This window comes from Ruegeria aquimaris (assembly GCF_025751555.1).
Taxonomy (GTDB): Bacteria; Pseudomonadota; Alphaproteobacteria; order Rhodobacterales; family Rhodobacteraceae; genus Ruegeria_B; species Ruegeria_B aquimaris.
Genome location: NZ_JAOWLB010000008.1, coordinates 146540 through 160615, shown reverse-complemented (window position 1 = coordinate 160615; position 14076 = coordinate 146540). Strand labels below are relative to the sequence as shown.

The following is a 14076-nucleotide window of genomic DNA, read 5'->3' as shown; positions in this document are numbered from 1 at the left end:
GTTCCGGCGTAGCTCAGCGGTAGAGCAGTTGACTGTTAATCAATTGGTCGTAGGTTCGATCCCTACCGCCGGAGCCATGAAAAGCCCTCGAGCCCTGCTCGAGGGCTTTTCTGTTTGCAGGAACGCGAGGCGGCGGCTTGCCCAGCGGAACAGATAGGCCGGGCGGAAAAGCGCCGGGCGGGGTCGGTTGGCGACCGGACCCGGGTTTTCCCCCTAGCCGATGCTTCATGCCCTCTCCATCTAGGCGGCAGAACTGCCTTGGAGGTCATCATGACACGCATTCTCGTACTTCTCGGAGTGGCGGCGGCCGGTGCCGCTGCCTATTTCCTTGTGATCCGGACCGAACCCCAGCAAGCGGCTGTCGAACCGCCGGCCGCGGCCGCCGTGACACCGGCGGAGCCAGGCGCAGCCACGCTGGGCACGCAGATCGAACAGGCCGCCGAAACCGCCCGCACCGAGGTTGAGGCCGCAGCCAGGCAAGCAGCGGAACAGTTGGGTCAGGCCCGAGACACGGCTGCCGAAGCGGCTTCGCAGGCCATCGACTCCGCCAGCGAGGCCGCGTCGCAGGCCGCCGAGGCCGCAGGGGAGGCTGCCAGCGCCGCTACCGACGCCACGACCGAAGCCGTGGGCACCGCGCTTGCCACTGCAAACGAGGAGGCGACGGCGGCCATCGCCTCGGCCCGCGAAATGGTCGAAGGCTGGGACAGAGACGGCATGCTGACCCCGTCGGGCTTCGACTATGACACCATGGTTTCCGCCGTCGAGGACAGCACGATGAACGAGACGCTCAAAACCGGCATCCTGGGCATTCTGGAGGATATCCGGTCGGCGCCCGAGGCCATCGCTGTCCATGCACAGGCACTGCGCGCCTTGATTGGCATGTGACGGGACCTGTCCACCCACCTGCAAACCCCCGCTGCGGCGGGGGTTTTTGTTTTTGCGGGGTGCAGCATTCGAAACCCTGCCGCCACGTCACGGTTTGGGTCGGTTGACAGACATACCCATCGGTATGTTTGATCATACCCGAGAGTATGTCGCCATTGCCAACCGAGGAGTCAGCGCCCCGTGACCGAGATTGCAACCACAGCCCGCAACGACCGGTACGAGGAATTGCTGACGGCCGCGGCGGAGTGTTTCCAGAGCCGGGGATTCGATGCCACCTCGATTGATACGGTGGCGCGCCATCTGGGCGCGACCAAGGGCCGGGTCTATCATTATTTCCCGTCCAAGATGGATCTGTTCAACGCAGTGCGCGACCGAGGCATGGACATCGTGTTTCAGGCCACCGATCCGGGGTATTTTGCGGATCTGCCGGTATTGGACCGGCTGGAAGCCATGGCGCGTGGCCATGCCCGAGCGATGCTGCAACATCATTCCTTCATGCTGGTGCTGAAGGACGGGCTGCTGATGCGGCGCTATACCACCACGACCGATTTTCAGAAGGAATCGCTGTCCCAGCATATCGCCCGGCGCGACGCCTATGAGGCGCGGTTCCGCGAATTGCTGGCGATGGGGCTGGCCGAGGGCAGCCTGCGCGCCGGTCCCGATCCGGCGATCACGGTCCAGACCTTCATGAGCGCGCTGAACGGGCCGGTGGCCTGGTTCCGCCCGCGCCCCGGCGACACGCCGGAGAAATACGATGCGATTGCGGAAGAGATCGTGCGTTTTGCCATGCAGGGCCTGCGCGCCCTGCCCGCCTGATCCCCTGAACCGAGGACAAAGATGACAGACATTCCCGAAACGATGTATGCCGTGCTGCAAACCGGCGACGGCTATTCCGGCAAGGCCACCGGCCCGGCGATTGACGATGCCGCCGACTGGCTGGAGCCGGGTCAGATCGCGGTGCCGACACCCGGACCGGGACAGGTGCTGATCCGGCTGCGCATGGCCTCGGTCAACCCGTCCGATTTGCATTTCATCAAGGGCGAGTACGGCCAGCCGCGTGTCAAGGGCATGCCCGCCGGGTTCGAGGGCTGCGGCGACGTGGTCGCGGTGGGCAAAGGCGCCGAGCGGCTGGTGGGCCAGCGGGTCGCGTTTGTCGCCGTGAACGCGGGGGCCTGGGCTGAATATGTGGTGACGCAGGCGCAGATGTGCATTCCGTTGCGCCCCGATATCAGCGACGAGGACGGTTCGGCGCAGATCGTCAACCCGATGACCGCCATGGCGATGGTCGATATCGCGCGGTCCGAGGGCGAGGCTTTCATTGTGTCGGCGGCCACCAGTCAGCTGGGCAAGCTGATGGTGTCGCTGGGCCGCGATCTGGGGCTGAAACCCATCGCGCTGGTGCGCCGGGCCGAAGCGGTAGAGCCACTGAAGGCGCTGGGCGCGGCCGAGGTTCTGGTCATCTCGGATCCGGAGATGGGGCAGAAGTTCGCCGCCATCAGCCGGGCGCTGAAACCGCGCGTGTTCCTGGATGCGGTGTCAGACCAGACCTCGGAACGCATCTTTACCGCCATGCCGAACGGCGCGCGCTGGGTGTCTTATGGCAAGCTGGATGCCGAATTGCCGGTGCTGACCCAGATGGGCCAGCTGATTTTCATGGGCAAGCGAATCGAAGGCTTCTGGCTCACCCAGTGGATGATGACCACGCCACCTGCCGATCAGGCGCGCGTGGTGGCCGAGGTGCAGGCGCGTTTTGCCGACGGGCGTTGGAAAACCGATGTGTCAGGCTACCTTCCGCTTCGTGACGTTGTGTCAGGTCTGGCCGGGGCGCTGAAAAAGACTGACGGAAAGGTGATGATCACGCCATAGTGAGGCGAGGCCCGGCGGTCGACATGCTGCTGGGCCAAAGAACGGGACGCCGGGATACCGGCGCAGGGAGGAAAATTTGGATAACGTACAGCTGCTGATCAGCGGGCTGGCGAATGGCTGTGTCTATGGCCTGATCGCGCTTGGCTTTGTTCTGATATACAAGGCGACCGAGGCGGTGAATTTCGCGCAGGGCGATTTCATGATGCTGGGCGCCTTTGTCACCATCGGGTTGACCAACACCGAATATATGGGCCTGCCCTTCTGGATGGCGCTGCCGATCTCGATCGGGATCATGGCCGGGCTCGGCTATCTGCTCGACCGGCTGGTGATCCGGCGCATGTTCGGGCAGAGCCAGACGGCGGTTGTGATCCTGACCATCGCGCTGGGTTTCGTCATCCGATTTGTCGCCGGGCTGATCTGGGGTCACGAGCCGCAAACCTTGCAGAACCCGCTGGCCGGGCGCGAGATCTCGTTCGGCGGGCTGGTGCTGGGCATGGAGGATGTGGCGGTAATCGTGGTCACCGTGCTGCTGACCGGCAGTCTGTTCCTGTTCTTCAGCCGCACCAAGCTGGGCCTTGCCATGCAGGGCGCGTCACAGAACCAGCTGGCGGCCTATTACATGGGCATCCCGGTAAAGCGGGTGCAGGGCTTCATCTGGGCTTTGGCGGGCGCGGTTGCGGCGATCGCGGGCATCCTGTTCGCGGCCAAGGGATCGGTCGATCCCTCCACCGGCCTGCTGGGTATCAAGGCCTTTGCCGCCGCCGTGATCGGCGGGTTCGGCAGCCTGCCGGGCGCTTTGGCCGGCGGCCTAATCGTAGGGGTCATCGAACCCTTTGCCAGCCGCTATATCGCCGCCGGTTACAGCCAGATCGCACCCTATGCGCTGCTGCTTGCGGTGCTGGTCTTCCGTCCCCACGGCCTGTTCAGTCAGGTCCGAGTGAAGAAGGTCTGAGCCCATGCGTATCGTATTCAAGACCGATTACATGCAGGATATCCGCCCCTGGAAGGACGGGTACCAGCTGAGCCTTTACCTGATCCTGCTGGCCGTGGTCTTTGCCGCGCCCTGGATACTGGATGTGTTCTATCTGGGCGAGCTGACCAACGTGCTGATCTGGGCCATTGCCGGGATGGGGCTGATGGTGCTGACCGGTCATACCGGTCAGGCCAGCCTGGGGCATGCGGCCTTTCTGGCCTTTGGCTGTTACTCCAACGTGATCCTGCTGGAGGCCGGGGTACCGTTCATCCTCGCCTTTCCGCTGGCCGGTGTGATCACCGGGATCATCGGCGCGCTGGTGGCGATTCCGGCGCTGCGGCTGCATGGCATCTACCTGGCGATCTTTACGCTCGCGATGTCGATCCTGGTCGACGACATCATCGTGCTGACCGAACCCTGGAGCGGCGGCGTGTCGGGCAAGTATATCGCGGGGATCGACCTGTTTGGCCTGAGCATCGACCGCTGGGGGACGCCGATGCTGTTCTACTGGCTGGTGCTGGCGGTAACGGTCATCGTGGCACTGGGCTACATCAACCTGCTGCGCTCGCCGCTGGGGCGCAGTTTCATCGCGGTGCGCGACAGCGAGGTTTCGGCGCAGGCGATGGGCGTGGACATTGCCCGGACCAAGACGATCTCGTTCGGCCTGTCATGCATGGTCACCGGCTGGGCGGGCGCGTTCATGGGAATGTTCGCGGGTGCGTTCAACAACGAGACCTTCAGCGTGGTGATCTCGATCGAGCTGTTGATGATGATCGTGATCGGCGGACTGGGGTCGATCCACGGGGCGTTCTTTGGTGCCATCGTGATCGGGTTCCTGCCGCAGTTCCTGTCCATCGCCAAGGAATACGTGGGCGCGCTGTTCGGCGGCAGCACGGTGGCCATTCCGGGTCTGGAGTTCGGCATCTTCGGCATGATCCTGATCGCCTTCATCTTGTTCGAGCCGATGGGCATCTACGGGCGCTGGCTCAAGATCCGGACGTTCTTTGAGCTGTTCCCCTTCTACCGCAAGGACATGTTCAAGCGGCAGAAGTCCTATCTGAAGACGGAGCGCCTGAGATGAGCCTGCTCGAGATTGAAAACGTCACGCTGAAATTCGGCGGGCTGACCGCGGTCGACAACCTGTCGTTCACGGTCGAGGAAGGCGAGGTCTTTGCCATCGTCGGCCCCAACGGGGCGGGCAAATCGACGGTGTTCAACCTGATTTCGCGCTTCTACGACCCTTATGCGGGCCAGATCCGGTTCGACGGGCATAACCTGTTGGAGGTCAAACCCTCGGGCGTGGCCGCCTATGGGGTGGCGCGCACGTTCCAGAACATCGAGTTGTTCGAGCATGCGACCGTGTTGCAGAACCTGCTGGTCGGCCGTCACCGGCACCGCAAGACCAACCTGTTCTCGGAGATCCTCTTTACCCCCTCGGCGCGGCGGCAGGAGTTGGAGAACCGCGAAAAGGTGGAAGAGGTGATCGACTTCCTCGACCTGCAAGCCTATCGCGACAAGATGATCGCGGGCCTGCCTTATGGCGTTCGCAAGGTGGTCGAAGTGGCGCGTGCGCTGTCGACCGATCCCAAGCTGTTGCTGCTGGACGAACCGGCCTCGGGCCTGTCGGTGGAGGAGACCACCGACATGCGCTGGTGGATCGACGATATCCGCCGCCAGATGGGCATCACCGTGCTGATGGTGGAACATGACATGGGGCTGGTCTCGGGCGTGAGCGACCGGGTGCTGGCGATGGCCGATGGCGCGAAACTGGCGCTGGGAACACCGGCAGAGGTGCAATCGCACCCGGCGGTGATCGAAGCCTATCTGGGGAAGGCGTCATGAGCGAAGCAATACTCAAGATCCGCAACATCGAGAGCTTTTACGGGCCGATCATGGCGATCCGGGGCGTCTCCTTGGAGGTGCGGCCGGGTCAGATCGTGTCGATCCTGGGGGCAAACGGCGCGGGCAAGACCACGCTGATGAAGACGATCTCGGGCGTGATGGACCCCGAAAAGGGCACCATCACCTTTGACGGGGAGGAGATCCAGGGATCGGAGCCGCACAAGGTGGTGCAGAAGGGCATCGTGCACGTCCCCGAGGGGCGCGAGGTGTTCCCGCTCCTGACGGTGGACGAGAACCTGACGCTGGGTGCCTATACCGCCACAGACAAGGCGCAGATCGAGCGCGACCGGGAACTGGTGTTCAGCTATTTCCCGATCCTGAAGGAGCGGCGCGGGCAAGAGGCCGGGACGCTCTCGGGCGGTCAGCAGCAGATGCTGGCCATTGGCCGGGGCCTGATGGCCAATCCGCGCATCATGCTGCTGGACGAACCCAGCCTGGGTCTGTCGCCGCTCCTGGTGCAGGAGATCTTTGCCATCCTCAAACGGTTGAACGAAGAGCAGAACATGACGATGATGCTGGTGGAACAGAACGCCAGCGCGGCGCTGAACCTGGCGCATCATGGCTATGTGATGGAGGTGGGCCGTATCGTGATGGACGGCTCGGCCCAGACGCTGATGGCGTCCGAGGACATCCAGAACTTCTATCTGGGGGTTCAGGAGGAAGGCGCGCGGGAGAACCGCCGCTGGAAACGCAAGAAGACATGGCGATAACCGGAGAGGTGGACAAGATGGATACACGCACCCTGCCCGCCCAGACGCTGATCAACGGCGTCAGTTTCAATGCCACCCCGGGCCAGCGCCCGGTGCTGGTCGATGGCACGACGACCATCGTCGGCCTGTTCCAGAAACGCTGTGCCGAGATGGGCAGCCGCACGGCGCATCGGGAAAAGGACTTCGGCATCTGGAAGACCTATTCCTGGGCCGATTACTGGCAGCATGCCAAATGGATCGGGCTGGCCCTGCGCAAGCTGGGCCTGCAACGGGGCGAGGTCGTCTCGATCCTGAGTGAGGACCGCAAGGAATGGGCCTATTTCGACATGGGCATTCAGGCGGTCGGCGGCATCGCTTCGGGCGTCTACACGACGGATTCGGCCAACCAGCTGAAATATCTGGTCAATGACAGCGACAGCCGGTTCCTGATCGTCGAGAACGAAGAGCAGCTGGACAAGTTCATGCAGATCGAGGGCGAGGTTCCCGGTCTTTTGAACGTGATCATCCTGGAGGACGAGGGCCTGCACGATCTGGATCATCCGCGCTGCGTGATGATCGACCGGCTCTATGAGATCGGCCGCCAGGCGGAGCAGGACGAACCGGCCGCCTTCGAGGCCGAGATCGCGCTGGCGCGCCCCGAGGATGTGGCGCTGCTCATCTATACCTCGGGCACCACGGGCATGCCCAAGGGCGCGATGCTGAGCCATGAGAATATCATGGCCGCCATCGAGGCGGGTGCGCATCGTCTGCCGACCCAGCCCGATGACGAACAGCTCTGTTTCCTGCCGCTCTGCCACATCCTGGAGCGGGACGTGTCGATCTATTTCCCACTGGCGTCAAAAAGCACGGTGAACTTTGCCGAGAGCCCGGAAACGGTGTTTGCCAACCTGCAAGAGGTGTCGCCCGCCACGTTCACGGCGGTGCCGCGGGTGTGGGAGAAGATCTATTCCCAGGTGCTGATCATGGCGCAGGAGGCCACACCCGCCGGGCGCGCGGCCTTTGGCATGGCGCTGAAGGCCGGAATGAAGCGCGCCGAATACCTGATTGAAAACAAACCGGTTCCTGCCGGTGTGGCGGCGAATTTCTGGCTTTGGGACCGGTTGGTTCTGCGCAATCTGCGGCGGATGCTGGGCATGGACAAGATGCGCCGGGGCGGCACCGGGGCGGCGCCGATCTCGCCCGCGTTGCTGAAATGGTACTGGTCCATCGGCGTGCCGCTGGTCGAGGGCTATGGCATGACCGAGACCGCCGGGATCGCCACCATCAACACGCTGGAGGAAAACCGGCTGGGCACCATCGGCAAGGTGGTCCCCGGCATCGAGGTGCGCATCGCCGATGGCGGCGAGATTCAGGTCAAGGGGCTCAACACCTTCAAGGGCTATTGGCGCAACAACGAAAAGACCGCCGAGACCTATACCGCCGACGGCTGGCTGCGCACTGGTGACATCGGCAAGATCGATGCCGAGGGCTATGTCACCATCACCGGGCGCCTCAAGGACATCATCATCACCGCGGGCGGCAAGAACATCACCCCCGCCGAGATCGAAAGCCGGCTGAAGTTCAGCCACTATATCTCGGACGCGGTGATCATCGGCGACAAGCGCAAGTACCTGACCTGCCTGATCATGATCGACCAGGAGAACGTCGAGAAATTCGCGCAGGACCGCAAGGTGCCGTTTTCCAACTTCGCCTCGCTTTGCGCGGCGCAGGAGGTCAAGGATCTGATCGCCGCCGAAGTCGCGGCGGTCAACAAGGAGTTCGCCCGCGTCGAGCAGATCAAGGATTTCCGCCTGATCGACGTGCTGCTGACGGCGGAGGACGAGGAACTGACTGCGACGATGAAGCTGAAACGCAGTTTCGTCGAAAAGAAACACGCACATCTCATCGAAGATATGTACTAATGATAAATGGGTTATCCATAGGGAGGAGAACTATGAAAACACTCATCAAACGTCTGGTCGCCGCATCGGCGCTGACGGCGGCGGCGACACTGGCCAACGCCCAGGCGCAGGGCGTGACCGATGACGAGATCGTCATCGGCGCGGTCAACGACCTGAGCGGCATCTTCGCCGCCGTGGGCGTGCCCGCGACCAAGGGCGCCAACGTCTATTTCGACAAGGTCAACGCCGCAGGCGGCGTGCACGGGCGCAAGATCCGTTATGTGGTCGAGGACCACGGCTATCAGATGCCGCGCGCGATGCAGGGCTTCAACAAGCTGCTGAACCGCGACAAGGTCTTTGCGATGATGCAGAACCTTGGCACGCCGATGAACCTGGCCGGGTTCAAGCTGATCGATCCGATGGGCATCCCGAACATCGCGCCGCTGTCGGCCGCGCGTCAGATGATCCAGGATCCGATGCACAACAAGTTCACCTCGTTCTCGAGCTATTACGACCAGAGCCGGGTGGGCGTGAAGTATCTGGCCAGTACCTTTGGGGCCAAGAACGTCTGCACCATGTATCTGCCCACCGATTTCGGCAAGGAGATCCTGGAAGGGACCCAGGCCGGGGTCGAGGAAGCGGGTCTGACCTTTGCCGCCGAGACCACCCACAAGCCGGATGAAACCGATTTCGTGGGCTCGCTGAGCAAGCTCAAGGAATCCGGCTGCGAGATCGTGACCATCGCGCTGGGCGTGCGTCAGGCGATCACCATCGTCGGCACTGCCAAGAAGATGGGCCTCACCGACATGAAATTCATGGGCACCTCGGCCAGCTTCCTGACCGTGGTGGCGCAGGTTCCGGGCGGCGTGACCGAGGGCTTCTATGCCGCGGCCAGCTGGCAGGACCTGTGGGCGCGGGCCGAAGAGCCCGTCGTCAAGGCGTTCATCGAGGAATACAAGGCCGCAGCCGGCGAAGATCCGCAGGGCTTCGCGATGCTGGGCTATGCCGCGGCGCAGCAGATGGTCATGGCGCTTGAGGCTGCGGGTCCCGACCTGACACAGGAAAGCTTCATCGCGGCGATGGAGACGCTGGACTATCAGGATGATCTGGTCGGCAACCATATCAACTACGGCCCGGATGACCACCAGGGCGCGGACTCGGTCTATGTTCTGATCGTCGAGAACGGCGGCTGGAAGAAGGTTCACGAGGAATAATCCTCGGTCAGGGCGTCCGTGGCAAACGGGCGCCCTATTTGTGTCTGCCGTACCCGACAGGAGATGTCCCGATGACCGAGCCGATGGTCCAGTACCGCAGCTGCAACATCTGCGAGGCGATGTGCGGCCTGATCGTGACCCATGACGGGAGCGATGTTCTGTCGATCCGGCCGGATCCGGACGACCCGCTGTCGCGCGGTCATATCTGCCCCAAGGCGGTGGCCTTGCAGGATTTCCGCACCGATCCTGACCGGGTGACGAAACCTTTGCTTAAACGCGGCACCGATTTCGAGGAAATCAGTTGGGACGAAGCCTATGACCAAGCTGCCGAGCGCATCCGCGCGGTGCAGGCCGCGCATGGGCAGGATGCGGTTGCCGTCTATCTGGGCAATCCCAACGCGCATAAATTCGGCAACCTGCTGAACCTGCCCACACTGGTCAAGGCGATCGGCACCCGTAACCGATACAGTTCCGCCACCGCCGACCAGATCCCGCATCACGTGGCGTCGATCCATATGCTGGGTCATCCGATGCTGATGCCGATCCCCGATATCGACCGCACCGATTTCCTGCTGATAATCGGCGGCAATCCGGTGATCTCGAACGGGTCAATGATGACCGCGCCGGGATATGGCCGTCGCATGGACGACATCCGCGCGCGCGGAGGACGGGTGGTGGTGATCGACCCCCGCCGGACCGAGACCGCCGAACGCGCCGGTGAGCATCACTTCATCCGGCCCGAGACCGATGCCTGGCTGATCCTGTCGATGATCCATGTGATCCTGTCCGACGGCCCTGCCCGGCTGGGCCACCTGGCGCCGCTGGTCGACGGGCTGGAGGCGCTGACAGAGGCCGTTCAACCATTCACGCCCGAAGCCGCCGCAGAGGTAACCGGCATCGAGGCCGACACGATCCGGGCGCTGGCGCGCGACTTCGCCGCAGCACCGCGCGCCGTCTGTTATGCACGCATGGGCGCCTCGACCCAAAGCTTTGGCACGCTGTGCCAATGGGCGGCCAATGCGCTCAACATCGTGACCGGCAATTTCGATGCCGAGGGCGGTGCCATGTTCACTACGCCCGCGCTCGACTATGTCGGGCTGACTTCGCGCAAGGGCAAGGCGCGGAGCTATCCCGAGCGCCGCTCACGGGTGTCGGGGCAGCCGCTTTATAATGGTGAATTCCCTGTCTCAACCCTGGCCGAAGAAATCGAGACACCCGGTCCGGGCCAGATCCGCGCACTGGTAACGGTGGCCGGCAACCCGGTTCTGACCGCGCCCAACGGTCGGCGGATCGAACGGGCACTGACCGGGCTCGATTTCATGATGTCGCTTGATATTCACGTGAACGACACCACCCGGCATGCCGATCTGATCCTGCCCGGCACCGTGGCGCTGGAGGAACCCATATATGACATGGTGTTCCACACCTTCGCGGTGCGAAACACGGTGGGCTTTGCGCCCGCGCTCTTTGCGCCGCCCCATGGCAACCCTTCGGAATGGGAGGTGATCGCCCGGCTTGCGGCCCGGCTGACCGGTGCCAACCAGATCGGCCCGGCGCCCGAGCAGGTGCTTGCCATGCTGCTGCCTCAGGGGTTTCACGGCGACAAGGTCACGCTTGAGGGGCTGCGCTCCCGGGGCCGCCCGATGGACCTTGGCCCGCTGGTGGCCAATCTGAGCGACCGGCTGGAAACCCCGGAGGGGCGGCTGAACCTCGCGCCGCAGGCCTTTATCGATGACCTGCCGCGCCTTTTGGCGCAGACCGAGGGCCGCGACGCGGCCCGCCCCCTGTCCCTGATCGGGCGCAGGCAGGTGCGCAGCCACAACAGCTGGACCCAGAACAGCGCCCGCCTGGTCAAGGGCCGCAACCGCTGCACGGTCGAGGTCAATCCCGAGGATGCTACCCGCCTGGGCCTGTCCGACGGGGCGGATGCGGTGGTCAGCAGTGCCGCCGGATCGGTCACCCTGCCGGTCGAGATCACAGAGGCGATGGCCCCCGGGGTTGTTTCGATCCCGCAGGGCTGGGGCCAGAAAAACGGCCGTCTCAGCGCCGCGACGCAAACCGCCACCGTCTCGATCAACGATCTGACCGATGACAGCCGCACAGATCCGCTCAGCGGCAACGCCGCCTTCAACGGTCTGCCCGTGGCACTGCATCCGGCCTGAGACCGCCATAGCGCTTCTTTCTGGTTCGAAATACTCCGGGGGAGTCGCGCATCCGCGCGACGGGGGCAGCGCCCCCCGCTCTCAGCTGCCCCAGATCGCCTTGACGTAGTTGCGGGTTTCCTCGTAAGGCGGCACGCCGCCGTGTCTGGTCACCGCCTCGGGCCCGGCGTTATAGGCCGCTAGCGCCAGGCGCCAGGACTTGAACCTTGAATATTGCCGCGACAGGTAGCGCGCGCCACCATCCAGGTTTTCATAGGGGTTATGCGGATCGACACCCAACCTCCGGGCGGTCTCGGGCATCAGCTGGGCCAGACCCAGGGCGCCCTTGTGCGATTTGGCGCGCGGGTTCCAGCCGCTTTCCTGCTGCACCAGCCGCAGGAACAGATCCTCGGGCACGCTGTGACGGCGCGCCGCGTCGCGCGCCATTTGCAGGTATTCACCCTTGTACTTGCCGACATAGCGCTTGTCGAAACTGCCATGGGACGATGGCGGTTTCAGACGGGTCGAGGACTCGTACTGGCTGGCACCGCGGGTATCCAGAAGCCTGGCCTGTTTCTGAAAGATATCGCGCCGGTTCTTGGTCGAGAACATGTCCGCCTGCACCGGCATGGCCGCAACAGTGACCGCCGCAACGAGAAAACCGGAAACAAGCCTGCGCATTCTTGGTAACCTGTTGTTAACCCCACGCGCGGAACTATACGAACTTTGGCACGAATTGGAACCCTTGCGAGACCTGCGCTATGGGATCGGCAGGCTGCCGCTTCCGGTTTCCCTCTGCCGCCCGGCGCGTGTAGGGTCTGCGCAGTGGGTCTCGGTGAGATTCGCGACATATGAATTAGACAGTGAGAGAAAAGCGGGGAAACATATGGCTGGCTCGGTCAACAAAGTCATTCTGGTGGGAAATCTGGGCCGCGACCCCGAGGTGAGGTCGTTTCAGAACGGCGGCAAGGTCTGCAACCTGCGAATCGCGACCTCGGAGACCTGGAAAGACCGCAACACCGGTGAGCGCCGGGAACGCACCGAATGGCATTCGGTCGCGATTTTCTCGGAGCCGCTGGCCCGCATTGCCGAACAGTATCTGCGCAAGGGCTCCAAGGTCTATATCGAAGGCCAGCTCGAGACCCGCAAATGGCAGGACCAGTCCGGACAGGACCGCTATACGACCGAAGTGGTCCTGCGGCCCTATCGCGGCGAGCTGACCTTGCTTGACGGGCGCGGCGATGGCGGCGGCAGCGGTGGTGGCAACTATGGTGGCGGCCAGGGCGGCGGCGATCCGTATGGCGGCTATGACAGCGGCCCCTCGGGCGACCCCTATGGCGGAGGCCCCTCGGGCGGTGGCAGTCGCGGCCGCGCTCCGGCCTCGGGCGGGATCGACGACGACGAAATCCCGTTCTAAGACCGGAGGCTAATCATGACATGGTCCTTCTCCCTCGGCCGCCTCTTCGGCTCGGAACTGAAGGTCCATGTCACCTTTTTCCTGCTGATCGGCTGGATCGGTGTTTCCGCCTATCAGATGGGCGGCTGGCCGAGCGCGGTGGAAAACACCGGTTTTGTGCTGGCGCTGTTTGCCTGTGTGGTGGCGCATGAATATGGTCATGCCCTGACCGCGCGCCGCTATGGCATCCGCACCCCCGATATCACGTTACTGCCCATCGGCGGGCTGGCCCGGCTGGACCGGATGCCCGAGAAACCGGGGCAAGAGATCGTGGTGGCGCTGGCCGGTCCGGCGGTGAATGTCGCGATCTGGATCGTGCTGACCCTGCTCGGCGTCGATACAAGGCTGGAGACGCTGACCGCCATCGACAGTGCCGAGCCCGATTTCCTGTCCCGATTGGCGATGGTCAACCTGTTCCTGGCGGTGTTCAACATGATCCCGGCCTTTCCGATGGACGGGGGCCGTGTGCTGCGCGCAGCGCTCAGCCTGGGCATGGACCGGGTGCGCGCCACCCGCATCGCCGCCGCTGCGGGGCAGCTTGTGGCGCTGCTGTTTGGCTTTGCTGGGCTCAGCGGCGGCAACCCGGTACTGGTGCTGATCGCAGTCTTTGTCTTTATCGCCGCCAACGCCGAGGCGCAGGATGTCGCCATGCGCGCGGTGACCCGCCGTCTGCTGGCGCGCGACGCGATGATCACCCGGTTCGAGGCGCTGGGCCCCGCCGACACGCTGGCCACCGCCGCGCAGGCGGTGCTGCACACCACCCAGCATGAATTTCCGGTGCTGGATGGGGACGGGCGTCTTTTGGGATTTGTGACACGGGCACGGCTGTTCGCGGCGCTGGCCTCGGATCATCCACGTTCGGATTCGGCGGAAACCGTGATGGAGCGTGACATCCCGCAGATGCCGCTGACCAGCGGTTTGGAGACGGTGCTGGATGCCCTCTACAAGGGTGCGCCAGCGGTGGCCGTCACGACCACTGACGGGCGGATGCTGGGCTATGTCACCCGTGAGAACGTAGGCGAGCTGATGGTGATCCAGGGGCGATAAAC

Annotated in this window: 13 protein-coding genes and 1 tRNA gene; 13 read left to right on the top strand and 1 reads right to left on the bottom strand. The window is 63.6% G+C overall.

Features of this window, described 5'->3' with window-relative positions:
• Positions 1-2 precede the first annotated feature (2 nt).
• The 11 genes from OE747_RS13260 to OE747_RS13210 all read left to right on the top strand — a co-directional run bounded on the left by OE747_RS13260 (position 3) and on the right by OE747_RS13210 (position 11592).
• A tRNA-Asn gene (locus OE747_RS13260) sits at positions 3-77 on the top strand.
• Positions 78-270: 193 nt separating this feature from the next.
• Positions 271-885 (top strand): hypothetical protein, encoded by a 615-nt coding sequence (locus tag OE747_RS13255; RefSeq protein WP_263829064.1) that lies wholly within the window; start codon positions 271-273, stop codon positions 883-885.
• Positions 886-1065: 180 nt separating this feature from the next.
• Positions 1066-1701, top strand: coding sequence for a TetR/AcrR family transcriptional regulator (locus OE747_RS13250; protein WP_263829063.1), 636 nt, complete (start codon positions 1066-1068; stop codon positions 1699-1701).
• Positions 1702-1722: 21 nt separating this feature from the next.
• Complete coding sequence (locus OE747_RS13245; protein WP_263829062.1) at positions 1723-2751, top strand: zinc-binding dehydrogenase; 1029 nt, start codon at positions 1723-1725, stop codon at positions 2749-2751.
• 76 nt (positions 2752-2827) lie between these two features.
• On the top strand, positions 2828-3703 hold the full coding sequence (locus OE747_RS13240) for a branched-chain amino acid ABC transporter permease (protein ID WP_263829061.1): 876 nt from the start codon (positions 2828-2830) through the stop codon (positions 3701-3703).
• 4 nt (positions 3704-3707) lie between these two features.
• The gene (locus OE747_RS13235) at positions 3708-4805 is read left to right on the top strand and encodes a branched-chain amino acid ABC transporter permease (RefSeq protein WP_263829060.1); all 1098 of its coding nucleotides are present in this window, start codon (positions 3708-3710) and stop codon (positions 4803-4805) included.
• Positions 4802-5566, top strand: a complete 765-nt coding sequence (locus OE747_RS13230; RefSeq protein WP_263829059.1) for an ABC transporter ATP-binding protein — start codon at positions 4802-4804, stop codon at positions 5564-5566. Before OE747_RS13235 ends, OE747_RS13230 begins: the two co-directional genes overlap by 4 nt.
• Positions 5563-6336, top strand: coding sequence for an ABC transporter ATP-binding protein (locus OE747_RS13225; RefSeq protein WP_263829058.1), 774 nt, complete (start codon positions 5563-5565; stop codon positions 6334-6336). Before OE747_RS13230 ends, OE747_RS13225 begins: the two co-directional genes overlap by 4 nt.
• Positions 6337-6353: 17 nt before the next feature.
• Complete coding sequence (locus OE747_RS13220; RefSeq protein WP_263829070.1) at positions 6354-8237, top strand: AMP-dependent synthetase/ligase; 1884 nt, start codon at positions 6354-6356, stop codon at positions 8235-8237.
• Between the two features lie 32 nt (positions 8238-8269).
• The gene (locus OE747_RS13215) at positions 8270-9430 is read left to right on the top strand and encodes an ABC transporter substrate-binding protein (RefSeq protein ID WP_263829057.1); all 1161 of its coding nucleotides are present in this window, start codon (positions 8270-8272) and stop codon (positions 9428-9430) included.
• Between the two features lie 71 nt (positions 9431-9501).
• The gene (locus OE747_RS13210; RefSeq protein ID WP_263829056.1) at positions 9502-11592 is read left to right on the top strand and encodes a molybdopterin oxidoreductase family protein; all 2091 of its coding nucleotides are present in this window, start codon (positions 9502-9504) and stop codon (positions 11590-11592) included.
• Positions 11593-11673: 81 nt separating this feature from the next.
• Here OE747_RS13210 and OE747_RS13205 read toward each other — a convergent pair whose 3' ends face one another.
• Positions 11674-12252 carry a lytic transglycosylase domain-containing protein gene (locus tag OE747_RS13205; RefSeq protein WP_263829055.1) on the bottom strand — a complete coding sequence of 193 codons (579 nt, stop codon included), beginning with the start codon at positions 12250-12252 and terminating at the stop codon, positions 11674-11676.
• Positions 12253-12457: 205 nt separating this feature from the next.
• On the opposite strand from OE747_RS13205, the gene ssb reads away from it, so the two are divergent.
• Positions 12458-12988, top strand: a complete 531-nt coding sequence (gene ssb / locus OE747_RS13200) for a single-stranded DNA-binding protein (protein WP_263829054.1) — start codon at positions 12458-12460, stop codon at positions 12986-12988.
• Between the two features lie 15 nt (positions 12989-13003).
• Complete coding sequence (locus OE747_RS13195) at positions 13004-14074, top strand: site-2 protease family protein (protein WP_263829053.1); 1071 nt, start codon at positions 13004-13006, stop codon at positions 14072-14074.
• Positions 14075-14076: the final 2 nt, after the last annotated feature.

Excerpts from the sequence above, each read along its gene's own strand:
- OE747_RS13230 (WP_263829059.1), top strand. The coding sequence starts at position 4,802 with ATGAGCCTGCTCGAGATTGAAAACGTCACGCTGAAATTCGGCGGGCTG.
- OE747_RS13245 (WP_263829062.1), top strand. The coding sequence starts at position 1,723 with ATGACAGACATTCCCGAAACGATGTATGCCGTGCTGCAAACCGGCGAC.
- OE747_RS13195 (WP_263829053.1), top strand. The coding sequence starts at position 13,004 with ATGACATGGTCCTTCTCCCTCGGCCGCCTCTTCGGCTCGGAACTGAAG.
- ssb (WP_263829054.1), top strand. The coding sequence starts at position 12,458 with ATGGCTGGCTCGGTCAACAAAGTCATTCTGGTGGGAAATCTGGGCCGC.
- OE747_RS13220 (WP_263829070.1), top strand. The coding sequence starts at position 6,354 with ATGGATACACGCACCCTGCCCGCCCAGACGCTGATCAACGGCGTCAGT.
- OE747_RS13235 (WP_263829060.1), top strand. The coding sequence starts at position 3,708 with ATGCGTATCGTATTCAAGACCGATTACATGCAGGATATCCGCCCCTGG.
- OE747_RS13255 (WP_263829064.1), top strand. The coding sequence starts at position 271 with ATGACACGCATTCTCGTACTTCTCGGAGTGGCGGCGGCCGGTGCCGCT.
- OE747_RS13225 (WP_263829058.1), top strand. The coding sequence starts at position 5,563 with ATGAGCGAAGCAATACTCAAGATCCGCAACATCGAGAGCTTTTACGGG.
- OE747_RS13215 (WP_263829057.1), top strand. The coding sequence starts at position 8,270 with ATGAAAACACTCATCAAACGTCTGGTCGCCGCATCGGCGCTGACGGCG.
- OE747_RS13210 (WP_263829056.1), top strand. The coding sequence starts at position 9,502 with ATGACCGAGCCGATGGTCCAGTACCGCAGCTGCAACATCTGCGAGGCG.
- OE747_RS13205 (WP_263829055.1), bottom strand. The coding sequence starts at position 12,252 with ATGCGCAGGCTTGTTTCCGGTTTTCTCGTTGCGGCGGTCACTGTTGCG.